At 72.5% G+C, this 17176-nt stretch carries 14 protein-coding genes; 12 read left to right on the top strand and 2 right to left on the bottom strand.

Going from position 1 to position 17176, the window contains the following annotated elements; genetic code table 11:
• Positions 1–56 precede the first annotated feature (56 nt).
• The 8 genes from ACIRR9_RS14260 (at position 57) to ACIRR9_RS14225 (ending at position 10497) form a co-directional block, all read left to right on the top strand.
• Positions 57–2384: a SpoIIE family protein phosphatase gene (locus ACIRR9_RS14260; protein ID WP_403751017.1), complete on the top strand. Its 2328-nt coding sequence runs from the start codon at positions 57–59 to the stop codon at positions 2382–2384.
• A gap of 150 nt (positions 2385–2534) precedes the next feature.
• On the top strand, positions 2535–4604 hold the full coding sequence (locus ACIRR9_RS14255; protein ID WP_403751015.1) for a SpoIIE family protein phosphatase: 2070 nt from the start codon (positions 2535–2537) through the stop codon (positions 4602–4604).
• Positions 4605–4773: 169 nt separating this feature from the next.
• On the top strand, positions 4774–5670 hold the full coding sequence (locus ACIRR9_RS14250) for an ABC transporter substrate-binding protein (protein WP_403751013.1): 897 nt from the start codon (positions 4774–4776) through the stop codon (positions 5668–5670).
• 74 nt (positions 5671–5744) lie between these two features.
• Positions 5745–6563 carry an ABC transporter permease gene (locus tag ACIRR9_RS14245; RefSeq protein WP_403751011.1) on the top strand — a complete coding sequence of 273 codons (819 nt, stop codon included), beginning with the start codon at positions 5745–5747 and terminating at the stop codon, positions 6561–6563.
• Positions 6560–7408 (top strand): ABC transporter permease, encoded by an 849-nt coding sequence (locus ACIRR9_RS14240; RefSeq protein ID WP_403751009.1) that lies wholly within the window; start codon positions 6560–6562, stop codon positions 7406–7408. Before ACIRR9_RS14245 ends, ACIRR9_RS14240 begins: the two co-directional genes overlap by 4 nt.
• A complete protein-coding gene (gene mdlC / locus ACIRR9_RS14235; protein ID WP_403751007.1) occupies positions 7405–9021 on the top strand; it encodes a benzoylformate decarboxylase in 1617 nt (538 codons plus the stop codon). Before ACIRR9_RS14240 ends, mdlC begins: the two co-directional genes overlap by 4 nt.
• A gap of 3 nt (positions 9022–9024) precedes the next feature.
• A complete protein-coding gene (locus ACIRR9_RS14230) occupies positions 9025–9792 on the top strand; it encodes an ABC transporter ATP-binding protein (RefSeq protein ID WP_403751005.1) in 768 nt (255 codons plus the stop codon).
• A 39-nt stretch (positions 9793–9831) separates the two neighbouring features.
• Positions 9832–10497: a nitroreductase gene (locus ACIRR9_RS14225; RefSeq protein WP_403255443.1), complete on the top strand. Its 666-nt coding sequence runs from the start codon at positions 9832–9834 to the stop codon at positions 10495–10497.
• A 61-nt stretch (positions 10498–10558) separates the two neighbouring features.
• Here ACIRR9_RS14225 and ACIRR9_RS14220 read toward each other — a convergent pair whose 3' ends face one another.
• A complete protein-coding gene (locus ACIRR9_RS14220; protein ID WP_403751003.1) occupies positions 10559–11122 on the bottom strand; it encodes a fasciclin domain-containing protein in 564 nt (187 codons plus the stop codon).
• Positions 11123–11591: 469 nt separating this feature from the next.
• On the opposite strand from ACIRR9_RS14220, the gene ACIRR9_RS14215 reads away from it, so the two are divergent.
• The 3 genes from ACIRR9_RS14215 to ACIRR9_RS14205 all read left to right on the top strand — a co-directional run bounded on the left by ACIRR9_RS14215 (position 11592) and on the right by ACIRR9_RS14205 (position 16179).
• Positions 11592–11921, top strand: a complete 330-nt coding sequence (locus ACIRR9_RS14215; protein ID WP_403751000.1) for a hypothetical protein — start codon at positions 11592–11594, stop codon at positions 11919–11921.
• 186 nt (positions 11922–12107) lie between these two features.
• A complete protein-coding gene (locus ACIRR9_RS14210; protein ID WP_403750998.1) occupies positions 12108–13148 on the top strand; it encodes a LacI family DNA-binding transcriptional regulator in 1041 nt (346 codons plus the stop codon).
• 148 nt (positions 13149–13296) lie between these two features.
• Positions 13297–16179 (top strand): protein kinase, encoded by a 2883-nt coding sequence (locus ACIRR9_RS14205; protein WP_403750996.1) that lies wholly within the window; start codon positions 13297–13299, stop codon positions 16177–16179.
• A gap of 33 nt (positions 16180–16212) precedes the next feature.
• On the opposite strand, the gene ACIRR9_RS14200 is transcribed toward ACIRR9_RS14205, so the two are convergent.
• Positions 16213–16710 (bottom strand): hypothetical protein, encoded by a 498-nt coding sequence (locus ACIRR9_RS14200; RefSeq protein ID WP_403750994.1) that lies wholly within the window; start codon positions 16708–16710, stop codon positions 16213–16215.
• A 68-nt stretch (positions 16711–16778) separates the two neighbouring features.
• Between ACIRR9_RS14200 and ACIRR9_RS14195 the strand changes: the two genes are divergently transcribed.
• On the top strand, positions 16779–17042 hold the full coding sequence (locus tag ACIRR9_RS14195) for a hypothetical protein (RefSeq protein ID WP_403750992.1): 264 nt from the start codon (positions 16779–16781) through the stop codon (positions 17040–17042).
• Positions 17043–17176: the final 134 nt, after the last annotated feature.

The raw sequence follows: 17176 nt of genomic DNA, 5'->3' as shown, positions 1-17176 counted from the left end.
CCATGCACACCTGGGGCAGGCGGAACACTCGCCAATTCACCGGTGCTCGCCTGGACGTGTCCGCCGCGGCGGGCGTGCTGGACCGGGACGGCTGCGTCACCCACTGGAGCAGCGGTGCGCAGGAACTGCTCGGCTACGCCCCTGTCGAGATCATCGGCAGGCCGGTGGACGACTTGCTGACGGCCGAGGGAGCACTGCGGCACCGCGACGGCATCCCGCTGCACGCACGGCTGCACCTGTGCCCGCTGCAGGACACCGACCGGGACTGCGGCTTCCTGCTCCTGCTGACGGCCGTGCCCGAGACCGCGACGGACACCCTCCCGGATGCCCTGCTCCCGCAGTGGATATTCGAGCAGCAGCCGCTCGCCGTCGCCATCTGCGACCTCGACGCACGCCTGCTGCGCGGGAACGAGCCGATGCTCGGAGCGGGAGGCTTCTCCGAGCAGGAGGCCTGCGGGCGGCGCCTGACCGAGATTCTCCAGGGCAACGCGATCGAGGAGGTGGAGCGGCGGGTCCTCCGAGTGGCCAGGACCGGGAAGGCGGAGGCGGCCGAGCCCATCGTCAGACTCCCCGGCGAAGCCAAGGCGCACGCCTGGGCCATGGACGTCTTCCCGCTCAAGGACGCCGACGGCTCGGTGCGAGCGGTGGGCGTTGCGGCGTCCGACTACTCCCAGCAGTACGACTCCAGGGAGCGCATCGCCCTGATCAGCGAGGCCAGGACCCGGGTGGGCACGAGCCTGGACATCACGGGAACGGCACGGGAATTCGCGGAACTCGCGGTCCCCCGCTTCGCCGACTTCGTCAGCGTGGACCTTCTGGAGCCCGTCTTCCAGGGCGAGTTGCCCGCGCCCGTCCTTCCCCGGGACGCCACCGCCCTGCGTACGGCGGCCTACCGGTGGGCCGCCGGGCAGTCGCTCGACACGGTGATCAGCGCCACGGAGGCGCACGCCCATCCATGGTCGTCGCCGGTCGCGCGGTGTCTGGCCGAGGGCCGGGCCGTCCGGCACGGCACCAAGGATCCCGAGATCGCCGGCTGGCTGGACGAGGACCCCGTCCAGGCGGCGCTCGCGGAGACGTTCGGCCCCCACTCGCTGATCGCGGTGCCGATCCGGGCCCAGGGCGTCTCCCTCGGGGCGGTCCTGTTCGTCAGGTACGCGGCCTCGCACGAAGAGGCCTTCGGCCCGGACTGCACGGCGATCAGCGAGGACCTCGTGGACCGGCTCGCGATCTGTCTGGACAACGCCCGCCGGTTCACCCGGGAACGCGGCATCGCGCTCGCACTGCAGCGGGCCCTGCTTCCGCGGGAGTCGGCCGTGCACCCCGCTGTGGAGACGGCCGCCCGCTACCTGCCCGCGGGCGACTGCGGCGCCCAGGCGGGCGGTGACTGGTTCGACGTGGTCCCGCTGCCCGGAGCACGGGTCGGCCTGGTGGTCGGCGACGTCGTCGGCCACGGCGTCAACGCCTGCGCGACCATGGGCCGGCTGCGTACCGCCGTACGCACCCTCGCCGACATCGACCTGCCGCCCGAGGAACTCCTCACCCACCTCGACGACATCATCACCCACGCCGCGGGGGAGCCGGGTGGCGAGCCCATTGGTGAGATCCCCGGCGACATCGGTGCCACCTGTCTGTACGCCGTCTACGACCCGGTCTCCGGCACCTGCTCCCTGGCCCGCGCCGGCCACCCCGCCCCCGTGCTGATCCACCCGGACGGCACCAGCAGCGTCATCGACCTGCCCTGCGGCCCACCGCTGGGGCTCGGCAGCCTGCCGTTCGAGGCGGCGGACGTCATCGTGCCCGAAGGGGGCATGCTGGCACTGTTCACCGACGGCCTCCTCACCACCCGGGAGCGCGACGTCGACCAGGGGTTCTCGGACCTGTGCGGCGCCCTCGCCCTGCCGGCCGCCACGCTCGACGCCCTGTGCGACACCGTCCTGGACACCCTGTGCCCCGAACCGCACACCGACGACGTCACCCTGCTCCTGGCCCGCCCCCGCGTGTTCGACGAGGACCGCCTGGCCAGCTGGGACCTGCCGGGCAATCCCGCGGTCGTCGCCGACGCCCGCAGGCTGGTGGCGGAGCAACTCGCCCTGTGGGGACTTTCGGAGGCCGGGTTCGTCACCCAACTGGTGGTGAGCGAGCTGGTCACCAACGCGATGCGGCACGCCGGAGGGCCGATCCGGCTGCGGCTCATCAAGGGGGACACGCTGATCTGCGAGGTCAGCGACGGCAGCGGCGTCAGTCCTCATCTGCGCCGGGCCCGGGTGTTCGACGAGGACGGCCGCGGCCTGTTCATGGTCGCCCAGTTCACCCAGCGCTGGGGCACCCGCTACACCCGCACCGGCAAGACCATCTGGGCCGAGCAGGTGCTCAACATGCCGTAGGCACGGCCGTCCGACGCGGCTGTCCGACGCGGCTGTCCGACGCGGCCGTCCGCCGCCACCCCACGCCGCGGTCGACCGCCGTCGCGGACTCCGGTGCCGCCGCTCGCAAACCTGTTCATAATGGGAAGGCAGCAGCTTGGAGCACTCGTGATGCCGGATCCCAGGCAGGCCGGGGGGCGCACGGCTGCGGTCGGGCAGGCCGCGGCATGGTGGAATCCGCTGCCCGTCGCCCTGATCGTCTCCGATGCCACCGGACGGATCAGGCAGTGGGCGAAGGCCGCCCCCGAACTGCTCGGCTACGCCACCGACGAGGTCGTCGGCCGTGACCTCACCGACCTCGTCCTGCCCGACCATCGCCGGGAGGCCCGCGCCGTGCACGACGCGGTCGCCGCCGGGCGCACCGTGACCGGGCAGTTCCCGATGCGGCACAAGGACGGCTCCACCATCGGGACGGAGGTGTGGGGGTGTCCCGTGCCCGCACCGGGCGGCGAGGGATGGGACGTACTCGTCCTGGCCGCCGACGCCCGTGAGGCGCGCCGGGCCCGCGAAGCCGACGGCCCGCTGGACGCCCTGTTCGCCCGCTCCCCGGTGGGACTGGCGATCTTCGACACCGAGCTGCGGTTCCAGCAGGTCAACCGCGCCCTGGAGGCGATGAACGGGCTGCCCGCCGCGGCACACCTGGGGCGCCGGCCCTCGGAGGTCCTGCCCGGGGTCAACAGCGAGCAGATGGAAGCGGCGATGCGACGGGTGCTGGTCACCGGTGCCCCCGTGGTGAACTTCCGCCGTATCGGCCGTACCCCCGCGAGCCCCGACCACGAGCGCGTGTGGTCCTGCTCCTACTTCCGGCTGGAGGACGCGGCCGGCGAACCGCTGGGGATCAACGCCACGATCATCGATGTCACCACCCAGGAGAAGAGCGAGCGGGAGGCCACCGCCGGCCGTGAGCGTCTGGCACTGCTCAACGAGGCCACGCTGCGGATCGGCACCACCCTCGACGCGGCCCGGACGGGACAGGAGCTGGCCGACATCGCGGTGCCCCGCCTTGCCGACATCGCCACCGTCGACGTCCTGGCCGACCTCACCGAAGCCACCGAGCCGATGACCAGCCTGTGGGGCGGTGCCGCCCTGCGCCGCCTCGGCAAGGCCCCCGCCCGGGGGCACGCGGCCGCGGACATCCTCACCCCCGTCGGCGGCACCCTGCACTTCCCCGCGAGCGCGCCCTACGCGCAGGCCGTCATCGACCGCCGGCCCTTCCTGCTGCGCCGCATCGACGCCCGTGCCGTCGCGCAGGCCGACCGCTACTCCTCGGTTCCCGGACGGCTCCGGTCCCTGGGCGTGACATCGATGATGATGGTGCCCCTCGCGGCCCGCGGCCTGGTCCTCGGCGTCGCCACCTTCCTGCGGGACGGCGACCGGCCCGCCTTCGACGCCGCCGATCTCGCGGTCGCCGGCGATCTGGCCGCCCACGCCGCCGTCTGCATCGACAACGCCCGGCTGTACCACCGAGAGCACGACGTCGCGCTCACCCTGAAGCGCAGCATGCTCCCCAGTCTCCCGAAACCCCCGGCGGGCATCGAGATCGCCCACTGCTACCGGCCTGCCTCCGACGTCCACGAGGTCGGCGGGGACTGGTTCGACGTCGCCACCCTCGCCCCCGGCAAGGGCGCCCTGGTCATCGGCGATGTGATGGGCCACGGCATCCAGGCCGCCGCGATCATGGGGCAGATGCGCACCACCGTGCGCGCCTTCACCCACCTCGACCTGCCCCCCGACCAGCTCCTCCACCACCTCGACGACGCGCTCCAGGAACTCGACAGCCCCCTCCTGGCCACCTGCCTCTACGGCATCTGCGACTGCACGGCGGGCCGCTGCCGGCTCGGCCGCGCCGGCCACCCCCCGCCCGCCCTGGTGACGCCCGACGGCAGCGCCCGCCTGCTCGACCTGCCCGCCGGCGCGCCCCTGGGCATCGGCGGCATCCGCTTCAGCACCACCGAGGTCGCCCTGGACCCGGGCAGCATCGTCGTCTTCTACACCGACGGCCTCATCGAGGCCCGCGGGACCGACCTGGACGAGCGACTCGACGATTTCGTCCGCCTTCTCGACGGCCCGCACCACGACCTCGACGAGCTGTGCAACACCCTCATGGACCGCTTCGCTCCCAGCCCCGCCGAGGACGACATCACCATCCTCGCCGCCCGCATCGGCCGCCCCACGGACTGACCGGCCCCTGAAGAAGATCTCCTCCGAAGCACCCGAAAACCAGCCCCGATCTGTAGCGATCATGACAAATTGGGGTAGTGATGCCGACATGCCCTTACAACGGTTACGCCGATCGCGTTCGGGAACCACTCGCACTGCCGCGCTCGTCGCCGCCGCGGCACTGATCCTGGTGGGCTGTGACAGCGGCGGCACACCGCACTCCGCCGACGGCCGGCAGCAGCTGACCGTGGCCGCACTCCCGCTCACCGACTCCGCCGCCCTCTACCTGGCCCGGGACCGCGGGCTGTTCGCCAAGGAGGGCCTGGACGTACGCATCCAGCCCGTGCAGCAGAGCATCCAGGCGCTGCCCGCACTGCTCAAGGGCCAGGTGGACGTCATCGCGAGCGCGAACTACGTCACCTACCTCCAGGCGTACGAGAAGGGCACCCTGGACCTGCGCATCCTCGCCGAGGGCGTACGGATCGCCCCGCACATGATGGATGTCCTCGTGCCCAAGGACTCCGCCCTGAAGTCGCCCGCGGACCTGGCCGGCAAGAAGGTCGCCGTCGCCGTCCTGAACAACATCCAGTCCCTGACCCTGAACGCGATCCTCGACGCCCGGCACGCCGGGCGGCCCGTCTACCGGCAGATCCTGTTCCCGCAGATGGGCCCGGCTCTGCAGCGGGGCCAGGTGGACGCCGCCCACGCGGTCGAGCCCTTCGACACGGCCATCCAGGGGGAACTGGGCGCGAGGGTGCTGCTCGACGGGGGTTCGGGACCGGCGACGGGCCTGCCCGCCAGCGGGTACGTCACCACGGCCGCCTTCGTGAAGAAGAACCCGAAGGCGGCAGCGGGCTTCCGGCGTGCCGTCGAGGCGGCGTCCGAGCTGGCCGCCCAGGACCCGGCGGCCGTACGCACCGAACTGCCCAAGTACACCAAGGTGACCGCGGACCAGGCCGCGTCGATCCACCTGCCGACCTATCCGCCGACCGCCGATCCGTCCGCCCTGCGCCGGCTCATCCGGCTCATGCGCACCCAGGGGCTGCTGACCAAGGACATCGACCCGGCACCCCTGCTGGTGAAATGACCCGGCGTGAAGTGACGCGACGTGAAGTGACCCGGCGGCGTGAAGTGACACGGCGTGAGGTGGCCCGACGTGACATGGCGGTGCGGCGTGAGGTGACCAGGCGTCAGGAGGTCCTGCTCGGCCTGGGCGGCGCCGCGGCGGCCTTCGGGATCTGCGAGGCGGTGGCCCGGGCCGGGATCGTCCGGCGCAGCTATCTGCCGCCCGCGTCCGAAGTCGTCGTCCGCGCCGTGCGGTTGGCGGGCGACCCGGCCTTTCGCGACGGGATCGGGGTGACCCTGCGGGCGTGGGCGCTCGGCCTCGGGCTCGCCTGTGCGCTCGCCGTGCCGCTGGGACTGCTGCTGGGCGCGGTGCCGGTGGTGGAGGCCGCCGCCCGCGCCGTGATCGAGTTCCTGCGGCCCCTGCCGTCCGTCGCGCTGATCCCCCTGGTGTCACTGCTGCTCGGGTCGGGCACGCAGACGGAGGTGACGCTGATCGCGTACGCCTCGCTGTGGCCGGTGCTGTTCAACACCGTCTACGGCCTCGGCGAGACCGACCCGCTGGCCAGGGACACCCTGCGCGCCTTCGGGTTCGGCCGGCTCGCGGTGCTGCTGCGGGTGGAGCTGCCGGCCACCGCCCCGTTCATCGCCGCCGGTGTGCGGATCTCGGCCTCGGTCGCCCTGATCCTCGCCGTCGCGACGGAGATCCTCTCCGGCTTCGGCCAGGGCCTCGGCATCTTCATCGCCCAGGCCCAGACCGAGACGGACGGCACGCGGGACGTGCTGGCCGGGGTGGTGTGGGCGGGCGTCCTCGGACTGGTGATCAACGGCGTACTGGTCGGCGCGGAGCGGCGGCTGTTCGCCTGGGCGCAGGAACCCCGCCCGGAGGCGGGCACGTTGCGGCGGAGCCGCCCATGACGCGGCCACAGCAGCCCCGCACCGCCGCCGCCGTACCCTTCCTGCTGCGCTGGTCGGTGTTCCTCGGTGCCGTCCTCTGCTGGGAGCTGGCCGCCCGCGCCCGGCACAGCGTGTACTTCCCGCCGCCGCTGCGGATCGCCCGGCACGCCCGCGACCTGTGGTTCTCGGGCTCCGCGGGCCGTCTGTTCCTCACCTCGGACGCCGTCGACACCATCCTGCCGAGCCTGGGCCGGATGGCGGCCGGGTTCACGCTCGCCGCCGTCGCCGGGATCGCCCTGGGGATCGCGGTGGGCCGCTCACGCCGGGCGTACGCGCTGTGCAACCCGGTGCTCCAGTTCGCACGGGCCGTGCCGCCGCCCGCGCTGGTGCCGGTGTTCGTCGTCGTCTTCGACGTCGGTACGCCCATGCAGGTGGCGTCGATCGTGTTCGGCGCCGTATGGCCGGTGCTGGTCAACTCGGCCGAGGGCGCCCGCGCCACCGATCCGCTGCGGCTGGAGGTGGCGGCCGTGCTGCGGCTGACGGCACCCGAGCGGCTGTGGTTCCTGATCCTGCCCTCGGCGCTGCCCCGGATCTTCGCGGGGCTCCGGCTCAGCCTCTCGCTCTGCCTGATCCTGATGGTGTTCTCGGAGCTGCTGCCGGGCAGCGACGACGGCATCGGATTCACCCTCACCGACGCTCAGACACGCTCCGACCTGCTCACGGTCTGGTCGGCGCTGCTGCTGCTCGGCGTACTCGGGAATCTCCTCAACACCGGACTGCTGGCGGTCGAGAAGCGGCTCGTCGGCCCGGTCTCGGCCACGGCCGAGTCCGCATCGGCGTCAGAGCCCACCGGGAGGACGGCATGACGACGGCCACGACGGTGCGCGAGGCGGTCGTACGACTCCTGCGCGACACCGGCATGACCACGGTCTTCGGCAATCCGGGCTCCACGGAACTGCGGATGTTCCGCGACTGGCCGGACGACTTCACCTATGTGCTGGGGCTGCAGGAGTCCGTCGCCGTCGGCATGGCGGCCGGGCACGCGCTCGGCACCCGGCGGGCCGCCTTCGTCGGCCTGCACTCGGCCGGCGGGACGGGGCACGCCCTCGGCGCGGTCTTCAACGCCTTCCGCGACCGGGTGCCGCTGGTGATCGTGGCGGGTCAGCAGGCGCGCTCGCTGCTCCGGCTGCGGCCGTTCCTCGGCGCCGACGAACCGGCCCTGTTCCCGCGCCCGTACGTGAAGTACGCGCGTCAGCCGGAACGCGCCGAGGACGTGCCGGCCCTGCTCGCCGAGGCCTACCGGGTCGCGATGACGCCGCCGCGCGGCCCGGTGTTCGTGTCCGTGCCCGAGGACGACTGGGACCGGCCCGCCGAACCCGTCACGCCCCGCACGCTGCACTCGGGGTTCACGGCCGACCCGGCCGCCCTCGACGCGCTCGCCGCCCGCCTGGAGACCTGTGCGCGCCCGGCACTCGTGGTGGGTCCGGGCGTCGACGACGAGGACGCGCTGGAGCCGGTCCGCGCGCTGGCCGAGCGGATCCGGGCCGGGGTGTGGATCAGCCCCCTCTCCGGCCGCTCCGGCTTCCCGGAGTCGCATCCGCTGTTCCAGGGCTTCCTGCCGCCGGTCGCCCGCCAGTTGTCCGCGTGTCTCGCGCCGTACGACGTGGTGGTCGCCCTCGGCGCACCGGTGTTCACCTATCACGTGGCGGACGACGGCGGTCCGCCGCTCGCGCCCGGTACCGAACTGTTCCACCTGGACTGCGACCCGGGCCAGGCCGCCTGGCTGCCCACCGGCACCAGCATCGTCACCACCCTGCGGCCCGCGCTGGAGCGGCTCACCGGGCTGCTGAAGACGGCGGCCGGCCGCGAACCGCCGCCGCCCCGTCCGGCGCCGCCCCCGGCCGCTGCCGGGGGACACATCACCCCGGAGCTGCTCTTCGACCTGCTGCGCGCCCGCCTGCCGCGCGACCGGGTCCTCGTGGAGGAGGCGCCGAGCCACCGGGACACGCTGCACGCGCGCGTGCCCGTCGAGTCGAGCGGCGGCTTCCTCACCACGGGCAGCGGCGCGCTCGGCTGGGGCCTGCCCCTGGCGGTGGGCCGGGCCCTCGCCGACCGGCGCCGGGTGGTGTGCGTGGTCGGGGACGGCTCGGCCCTGTTCTCGGTGCAGGCCCTGTGGACCGCGGCCCGCCACATGGCACCGGTCACCTACGTCCTTGTGGACAACGGCGGTTACGGGGCCGTCCGCGCGCTGGGCCGCCGGATCGGCATCGCGCCCGTCCCCGGCACGGACATCACCGGCATCGACTTCACGGCACTCGCGCAGTCCTTCGGCTGCCCCGCGGCCCGCGCCGAGCACCCCGCCGAACTGCCGGACGCCCTGGACCATGCCCTGGGCCGCGGTGACGACGCCGGCCCCTTCCTGCTGCACGTCGTGGTGACCGGCGGCACGGCCACCCTGTACGAGACCCGGGCGGGGTGAGGGATGCTGCGCCTCGACTCCGTCAGCCGGCACTTCGGGGGCCGGCCCGTCCTGGACGGCATCAGCCTGACCGTGCCCGACGGGCAACTCCTCAGCGTGGTCGGGCCCTCCGGCTGCGGAAAGTCCACGCTGCTGCGCGCCATCGCCGGGCTGCTGCCCGCACAGGAGGGCACGATCACGGTCGACGGGACACCGGTGACCGGCGTGCCGGAGCGGCTGGCGGTGGTCTTCCAGGAGTACGGCCGCTCGCTGCTGCCCTGGCTCACCGTCCGCGACAACGTGGCCCTGCCGCTGCGCCGCCGGGGCCTGACCCGTGCCGCCCGCCGGACCGAGGCCGAGACCATCCTCGAACGGGTCGGCCTGCCCGGGGCCGCCCGGCGCCGTCCGCGCGAACTGTCCGGCGGTATGCAGCAGCGCGTCGCCATCGCCCGCGCCCTGGTCTGCCGTCCCTCGCTGCTGCTCATGGACGAGCCGTTCGGCTCGCTGGACGCGGGCACCCGGGAGGACCTGGAGGACCTCCTCCTCGAAGTCCATCGCACCGACGACACGACCATCGTGTTCGTCACCCACGACATCGACGAGAGCGTGTACGTGGGCGACCGGGTCGTCGTCCTCTCCCCGGGCCCCGGCTCCCACGTCGTCCGGGACCTCCCGGTCGCCCTGCCGCGGGAGCGGGACCAGATCACCACCCGCAGCTCACCCGTCTTCGTGAGGCTGCGCACGGAGGTGGGCCGGGCGGTGCGAAGCGCTCAGCCGGGAGAGTCGCAATGAGCGACCGGCGCCCGCCCCGATGTGAGAGGACCAGGAGACGTGGATGTGTACGAAGCCGTGGACAGCCGCAGGGCCGTGCGGGCGTTCAGTGATGAGCCGGTGCCCAGAGAGGTGCTCGAACGAGTGCTGGCCGCGGCGACGCGGGCTCCGTCGAGCGGGAACCTCCAGCCGTGGCACGTGTATGTCGTGGCCGGCGAGCCCTTGGCCGAGCTGAAGCGACGCGCCACGGCCAGGGCGCTGGCGGGAGACCCGGGCGATGAGCGGGAGTACCCGATGTACCCGGCCGAACTGGCCTCGCCCTACCTGGACCGTTTCTCCGCCGCGGCCGCCCAGCGGTACGAGGCGCTGGGCATCGAGCGCGACGACCCCGAGCGGCCCAGGAAGATCGCCGCCTTGAACTCGGGGGCGTTCGGGGCGCCGGTCGTCCTGTTCTGCTACCTCGACCGGACGATGGGACCAGGGCAGTGGGGGGACGCGGGGATGTACCTGCAGACGGTCATGCTGCTGCTGAGGGCGGAAGGGCTGCACAGCTGCCCCCAGGTGATGTGGACGATGTACCGGGACACCGTCAGCCGGACAGTCGGAGCCGACGACGGGCTCACACTCTTCTGCGGTGTCTCGGTGGGATTCGAGAGGGACGGCGTGCCGCGGCTGCGGACCGGGCGGGCGGACATGACGGAGACGGTGAGCTTCGTCGGGGTGTGACCCGCCGCCCGGGTCCCGCCCGGGTCCCGCCCGGGTCCCGCTGAGTCCCGCTGAGTCCCGCTCAGGACGGGGGCTGGAGAACCGCGTCGACGACGTAGATGGTGGCGTTCGCGGCCTTGATGTTGCCGCAGACGATGTTCGCCTTGCCGTTGACCTTGAAGGTGGTACCCGAACCCGACGTGGTCAGTTTGCTGCCTTCCACCGTCGTGAAGGAGCCGTGGGAGAGCTCGTTCGGGGTGATCTGCTTGTTCACGACGTGGTAGGTCAGCACCTTCTTCAGCTGCCCCTCGTTGCCGAGCAGCGAGGTGAGCTGCGACGCGGTCACCTTCTGGAAGGCCTGGGCGTTGGGGGCGAAGACGGTGATGTGCGGTTTCCCGTCGAGGGTGCCGTTCAGCCTCGCTCTGACCACGGCCGAGACCAGCTGGCTGAGCTGCGGATACGCGGCCGCGGCCTCCATGACCCGGTCCCTGGCCGTGTTGACCTTCTGGGAGAGCGCCGAACAGCCGGGACCGAACGTCCCCGACGGGCCGGGAGATGCATCCTGCGCGTGGCTCGGCGACGCCAGGCCGCCGAACGCCAGCGGGACGGCGACCAGAACGGCCGCCGTTGCCTTTGCGGTACGCATGTGGGTGAACCTCATCGCAACCTTCCTCCCGTGGAGGCGTGAACACTGCAGAGGTCGGGACTGCGGATTCTCCGTTCCGCGGGCGGGGTGGGGCGGCTGCTGCGCCGCGGCCTCGGGCCGTCGTCACCCGGCCGTATCGTCACCCGGCCACTGAGCGAGCGTAACCAGCCGGTGCGGTGGCCGCATCTCGAAGTCCGGACCCGGTCCAGGCCCCGGGCAACGCCCTGAGCAGGGCCGCGTTTGAACCCACGTCCCCCGAGGAGCAATCCAAAAGGGCGTCTGCGACGTATCGGAAATAGGCCGCATCCTGGGAGTACGCACCTGGTCGGCCGGTTCCCGTGCAACGGGATCCTGGATGCGGGACGTGCTCGCGGCTGCAGCCATCCATCTCGTGCCACCGAGTCGCGCGAGACGACGGAAGGAAGGGGGCGTATCCCTCATGCGAGCACTGAGCGCGAGGCGTCTCGGCGTGGCGTTCGCTGCCGGCGTTCTGATGGCCGGCGGCGCTGCGACAGGCGCAGCCGGCACGGCCGCGGCGGCAGCCCCTGCAGTGCACACCCAGGTACCCACCGACTCGTGCTTCGGCCACGACGACTGGCGCTGCTTCGGCAACGGCGGGTTCCGCTTCGAGAACCCGGGGTTCGGCTTCGGCCAGCCCGGGTTCTGCTTCAACCACTCGGGGTTCTGCTTCGATCACCGATTCGACCACGGCTTTGACCACGGCTTCGACCACGGCTTTGACCACGGCTTCGGCCACCGCTTCGTCAACGGGAGCATTGTGATCATCCTGCCCCGGTAGCGGTTCACCGCAGGTGCACAAGGGCGCGCCCGTCACGCGCGCGCCCCGGGGCATCCCACACCCTCCCCGCGGCGACACCCTGCCGACCCTCCCGGGCGCCGATGTCCGCCGGGTCCGCCGGGTCCGTCGAGGTGCGCTGTTGGGGAGAATGGAGGCCGTTCGAGAACGGTGAGGCGGGAGACTGGTATGGCGGGCGACGGCGGTCCGGTGACACTGCGCGGGATCGCGGACCGGCTGGGGCTGCACGTCTCGACGGTCTCCCGGGTTCTCAACGGGCCCTCCGGGGAGCAGGGCCGCGCGGCGTCGGGCGAGACGGCGCGGCGGATCCGCGAGCTGGCCGATGAACTCGGCTACCGGCCCAACCCGCACGCCACCAGCCTGCGCACCCGGCGCAGCAACCTGGTCGGGGTGCTCTTCCCACGGCTGTCGGAGATCGTGGTGGCCACCATCTACGAGGGCGTGGAGGAGGAGGCGACCCTGCGGGGGCTGTCCACCTTCGTCACCAACACCCACGACGACCCCAGCACCCAGCGTGAGCGGATCGGCATGGTCCTCGGGCGCCGGGTGGACGGCCTCATCATCGGCGACGCACACCTGGACGGGGCCGCGCTGGCCGACCCGGCCCTGGACGGCACCCCCTTCGTGCTCGTCAACCGCCGTACCGATACCGGACATCCGGCGGTGACCTGCGACGACCCGCTGGGCGGCCGGCTCGTGGCCGAGCACTTCCTGGCCCTGGGCCACCGCCGGGTGGCCGTGATCGCCGGTGAACCCTTCGCCAGCACCGGCACCGACCGGACCAGCGGCTTCACCGACCGCTACCGCGAGGCCGGCCTGCCCCTGCCCGCCCACCGGGTGCGGCACTGCCGCTTCGACACGGCCGGCGGGCACCGGGCCGCCGTCGAGCTGCTGAGCGGGCCCGACCGGCCGACCGCGATCTTCGCCGTCAACGACCTCGCGGCCATCGGCACCATCGGCGCCGCCCGGGACCTGGGCCTGCGGCTGGGCGAGGACCTCGCGCTGGCAGGCTTCAACGACACCCCCCTCGCCGCCGAACTGCCCGTCCCGCTCACCAGCGTTCACTCGCCGATGGCCGAGCAGGGCCGACGCGCCGTACGACTGCTCCTGCGCCGTATCGCGGGCGAGCCCGTCGCCTCGGAGGCGCTCACACCCGAACTCGTGGTCCGGGCCTCCACCGGCGCACCGATCGGGCCGAGCCTGCGATGAGCGGAACGCCGTAAAGCCGCCTGGAAACGCGTCAGTTCCTACCGCCGCAACCCGTCGGGCAATGTTGCCCAAACGATTGGCGCAAACGTTTGTGTAGAGCATACTGGCCACTCGGCACACGTCCGGGGACGGCAATGGGGGTGGCTTGATGAGGTGGTTGGGCGGACGGCGCGATACGACGCCGGTTCCCCGTGAGCAACTCGTCGCGGCGCTGCGGGAGGGCAGCGGGACGGCCGAACTGACCGGCCGACAGGGCGACGCCGCGCAGGCCGCCGAACGGTACCGGGAACTGGTCGCGCAGGCGGAACGCATACTGGGTCCGGGGGACGCCGACACCTTGGCGCTACGACACCAACTGGCCCACTGGACCGGCGAGTCGGGCCGACCCGAGGTCGCGGTCCGGCTGTTCGTGAGCCTGTTGACCGACCGGGAGCGGATCCAGGGACCGGGCCACCCGGACACCGAACTGGCCCGGCACCAACTCGCCCACTGGCACGGCCGGTCGGGCCGCCCGGAGGAGGCCGTACGCCGCTACGAGGCCATGCGCCGGTCCGCCGAACGGGAGAACCGCACCGAGACCGCCCTCACCCTGCTGTGCGAGGTGGGTTACTGGCAGCAGAAGAGCGGCGACAACGCGGCCGCGCTCCGCGCGTTCTCCCAGCTGCTGCAGACCGCACAACAGGAACTCGGCCCCGCCCACCAGCTGGTCACCATCGCCCGTCAGCGTTATGCCGAGGTGGCCGGAGTGCTGCCGTTCGGCAACGAGGGCGGCCACGACGGGCTGCAGGACCTCCTCGCGACGGCCGCCGCGGTCGAAGCCGCCGGAGACTTCCAGCGTGCCGGCCGGATGTACGGACAGATAGCCGAACGGTCCGCGGAACTCTACGGCGCGGCCGGTTCCCAGGTCCTCTCCGCGCGCGTCGCGCAGGCGAAAGCGGCGGTGCGGGCGGAGGACCACACGACAGCCGTCGACTGTTTCGACAAGGTGCTCGCGTGCATGGAGCTTCGGGGGCAGCTGCCGGGCTCGCCGGCGTACGACACCCTCCTCGGGCAGCGCGACGAACTCGCCCGGACGGCCGGCCGCACGGTGCTGCGCATCGCGGAACGGACCGCGACGCTGCTGGGGGAGGCGGTGCAGGCGGCGCCGGACACGGCATGCGCGGTACTGGCCCGCGAGGCGGGCACGGCCGACTCGACCTGCCTCATGGTCGTGAACGACCGCGCGGACGACCCGGCATGGCGCGCATGGACGGCGGGGCAGTGGGCGGACGTGCTGCGGGATCTGACCGGGCGGGGGTACGAGGCGACGGCCCTGTGCTTCGCCCGCGGCGACCTGCGGCCGACGCCCGAAGAGGCGTCGGTGTGCGCGCAGTTGGGGGTGCCGGGCGTGTACGTGTCCGGCCTGAGCGACGAGAACGTACAGCTTGAGGCGTACGTGTTCGAGGAAGGCGGACCGGAGCCGGAGCGGACGGAGCGGACGGAGCGGACGGAGCGGACGGCACGGACGGCGCGGATCGTCGTGGTGAAGGACGAGCAGTCGGCGTCGGTGGAACAGGACGCGCGGAAGCGGATCCCCGCGGCGGCCCAGGACGGCAGGATCGCGCTGCACGCGCAGGCCGCGGCCATCGGGACCTGGCGGGAGATGGAACGGGCCCGGCCCGGTGCCGGCACCGGTGCGGACCGGCCGCAGGCCTTCGGCGCGTACCAGGTGCTGGAGTGTGTCGGCGAGGGCGGCTTCGGGCGGGTCTACCTCTGCCAGGACGCCGACGGACTGATGGTCGCGGTCAAGACGCTGCACCCGCACCTCGCGGCGGCTCCCCCGATCAAGCGGGGCTTCGCCCACGAGGTGCGGGCGGCCCGGCGGGTCGACGGACGGTTCACCGTGCCGGTGATCGCCGCGGACACCGACGGTTCGACCCCGTGGATGGCGGTGCCGTACGTGGCCGCCCCCTCGCTGCAGGAACTCGTCGAGCGCTGCGGGCAGTTGGAGGCCGACCTGGTGCGCACGCTGGGGGCGGGCATCGCCGTCGCCCTGAGCGCCATCCACGCCGAAGGCATCGTGCACCTCGATCTCAAGCCGGCCAACGTGCTGCTGACCGAGGACGGCCCGCGCGTGATCGACTTCGGTATCGCCCAGATCGAACGGCTCACCGAGCCGCGGCGCGGCTTCGCCGGCACCTACGCGTACGCCTCGCCCGAGCAACTGCGCGAGCAACCCGCCTTCACACCCGCGAGCGATGTCTTCTCCCTGGGCACCGTCCTCGCCCGCCTCGCCCTGGGGCGCAGCCCCTGGGGCCGGGACACGCCGTCCGTGGTCGCCGGCATCCGAGCCGGCACCCCCGATCTCGCCGGGCTGCCGCAGGACCTCGTGGAGGTGGTCCGCCGGTGTCTGCACCCGGATCCGGACCGGCGGCCGACGGCCGGTGAGGTGGCCGAGGCGCTGGTACCCGGAGCCGGTGCGGGCAGGATCGATCCGCCCTCGCTGTCCGAACAGGCGCGGGCTCTCGTCGTCGAACACGCCACCGTGCCCGCCACCCGCCATGCCGAGACGCTGGCCTACACCCGAGCCCATGCCGCCGAGGACACCACATGGGCTGTGCCGCAGCCTTCCGACACCGACACCGACACCGACACCGACACCGACACCGGCACCGACACCGGCACCGCCACACCCGTAGCCACAGCCGCAGCCCCCGTGCCCTCGCGCGAGCCGGGGCCCGAAGAAGCGGCCGAGGAACTGGCGGCCCGGGTCCTTCGCTGGGAGCGGGAACAGGAGCGCATGCCCATGGCGCAGACCCGTCGTGGATGCGGGGCCTTCCTCACCGAGGCCCAGACACGGCTGGGCACGCGCCATCCCCTGACACTGCGGCTGCGGGTGTCACACGCCATGCTCGGATGCGACCGGCCCGGCGGAGTGTCACACGCCGAACAGGTGGTGGACGATGCCGCCGTCCATCTCGGTGAGGGACACCCCACCGTGCGGGACGCCCGTACGCTGTTGGCGGTGCTGCGGTCGGCAGGCGCGGGATGAGCCGTGGCGGGAAGTCCTGTCCGGCGGGCCGTTTCACACGCAGCACCGGCAATAGAGATGGGCGCCCGCCGTCCGCGCCCTCGACGCCAGGGCCTTGAACGTGCCGACCGCGTTCTCGGCATCGAGGTAGTCCGCGAAGTCGACCTCCTCGATCTCGTACCACTGGGCCGCCACCATCGGGACGGCGTCCTCGGGGAGGGCGGCAAGGATGTCCCGCCAACGATCGGGGAGTTGCTGGAGGATCAGCCCCGTGTCCCAGGGGGAGTCGGGGGCGATGGGCTCGCCCTGGGGGTACGGCGGTTCGGGCCAGACCAGTTCCGGCGTGTCCTGCTGGTCGGCGAAGGGCACGGCCTCGGCATAGGCGACCAGTCGGCCCACAACGATGTTCGGGTCCAGGCCCTTTGCGTCGATCCAGTCCGCGCCCGCCTCCTCCAGCGACGTCCCGTTGAGCCAGTCGCCGTCGGGGCCGATGGCCTGGTCCACCGCCGTGGTGCGGTCGGTCGCGTGGAAGTAGTCGTACAGCACGCCCATGTCGGTCTCCGTCGTTCACCGGGTCCTGGGGCTCAAGTAGAGCAGGCGCCCGCACCGGACGACTGCCCTTGGCCCGGACAACGCGGCCTGCATCAGGCTTCGTTGACGGGTTCCAGGGCGGTCTGCTGCGGCTCAGCGACTTCCGCGACGACCGGATCAAGGCCAGGAAGGATGCCGGGGGCACGACGGACGCGCACTTCCACGATCTTCCGCATACGGGGAACACCCTCGCCGTGTCGGGCGCGAGCCTGCCGGAGCTGATGACCGGGATGGGCCACAGCACTCCCCGTGCCGTGCTGATCCGCAAGGAGCGGGGCGATGCGGACTCATAGTGGGCTATTGGGAAGCGCCGTAGAAGCGTACGAGCGTTACCGGGCCGAGGGTCGAGGGCCGAGGGCCGTGAGTCGGTCGTCGAGCAGTCGTCAGCGAACTGCCCGACGACCGGTGGGCACCGATCGAGCCGACG

Origin of the sequence: Streptomyces sp. NPDC101234, assembly GCF_044767525.1 — a bacterium.
Taxonomy (GTDB): Bacteria; Actinomycetota; Actinomycetes; order Streptomycetales; family Streptomycetaceae; genus Streptomyces; species Streptomyces sasae.
Note: the sequence above shows the minus strand (reverse complement) of the source record. Positions and strands in the feature narration are given on the sequence as shown.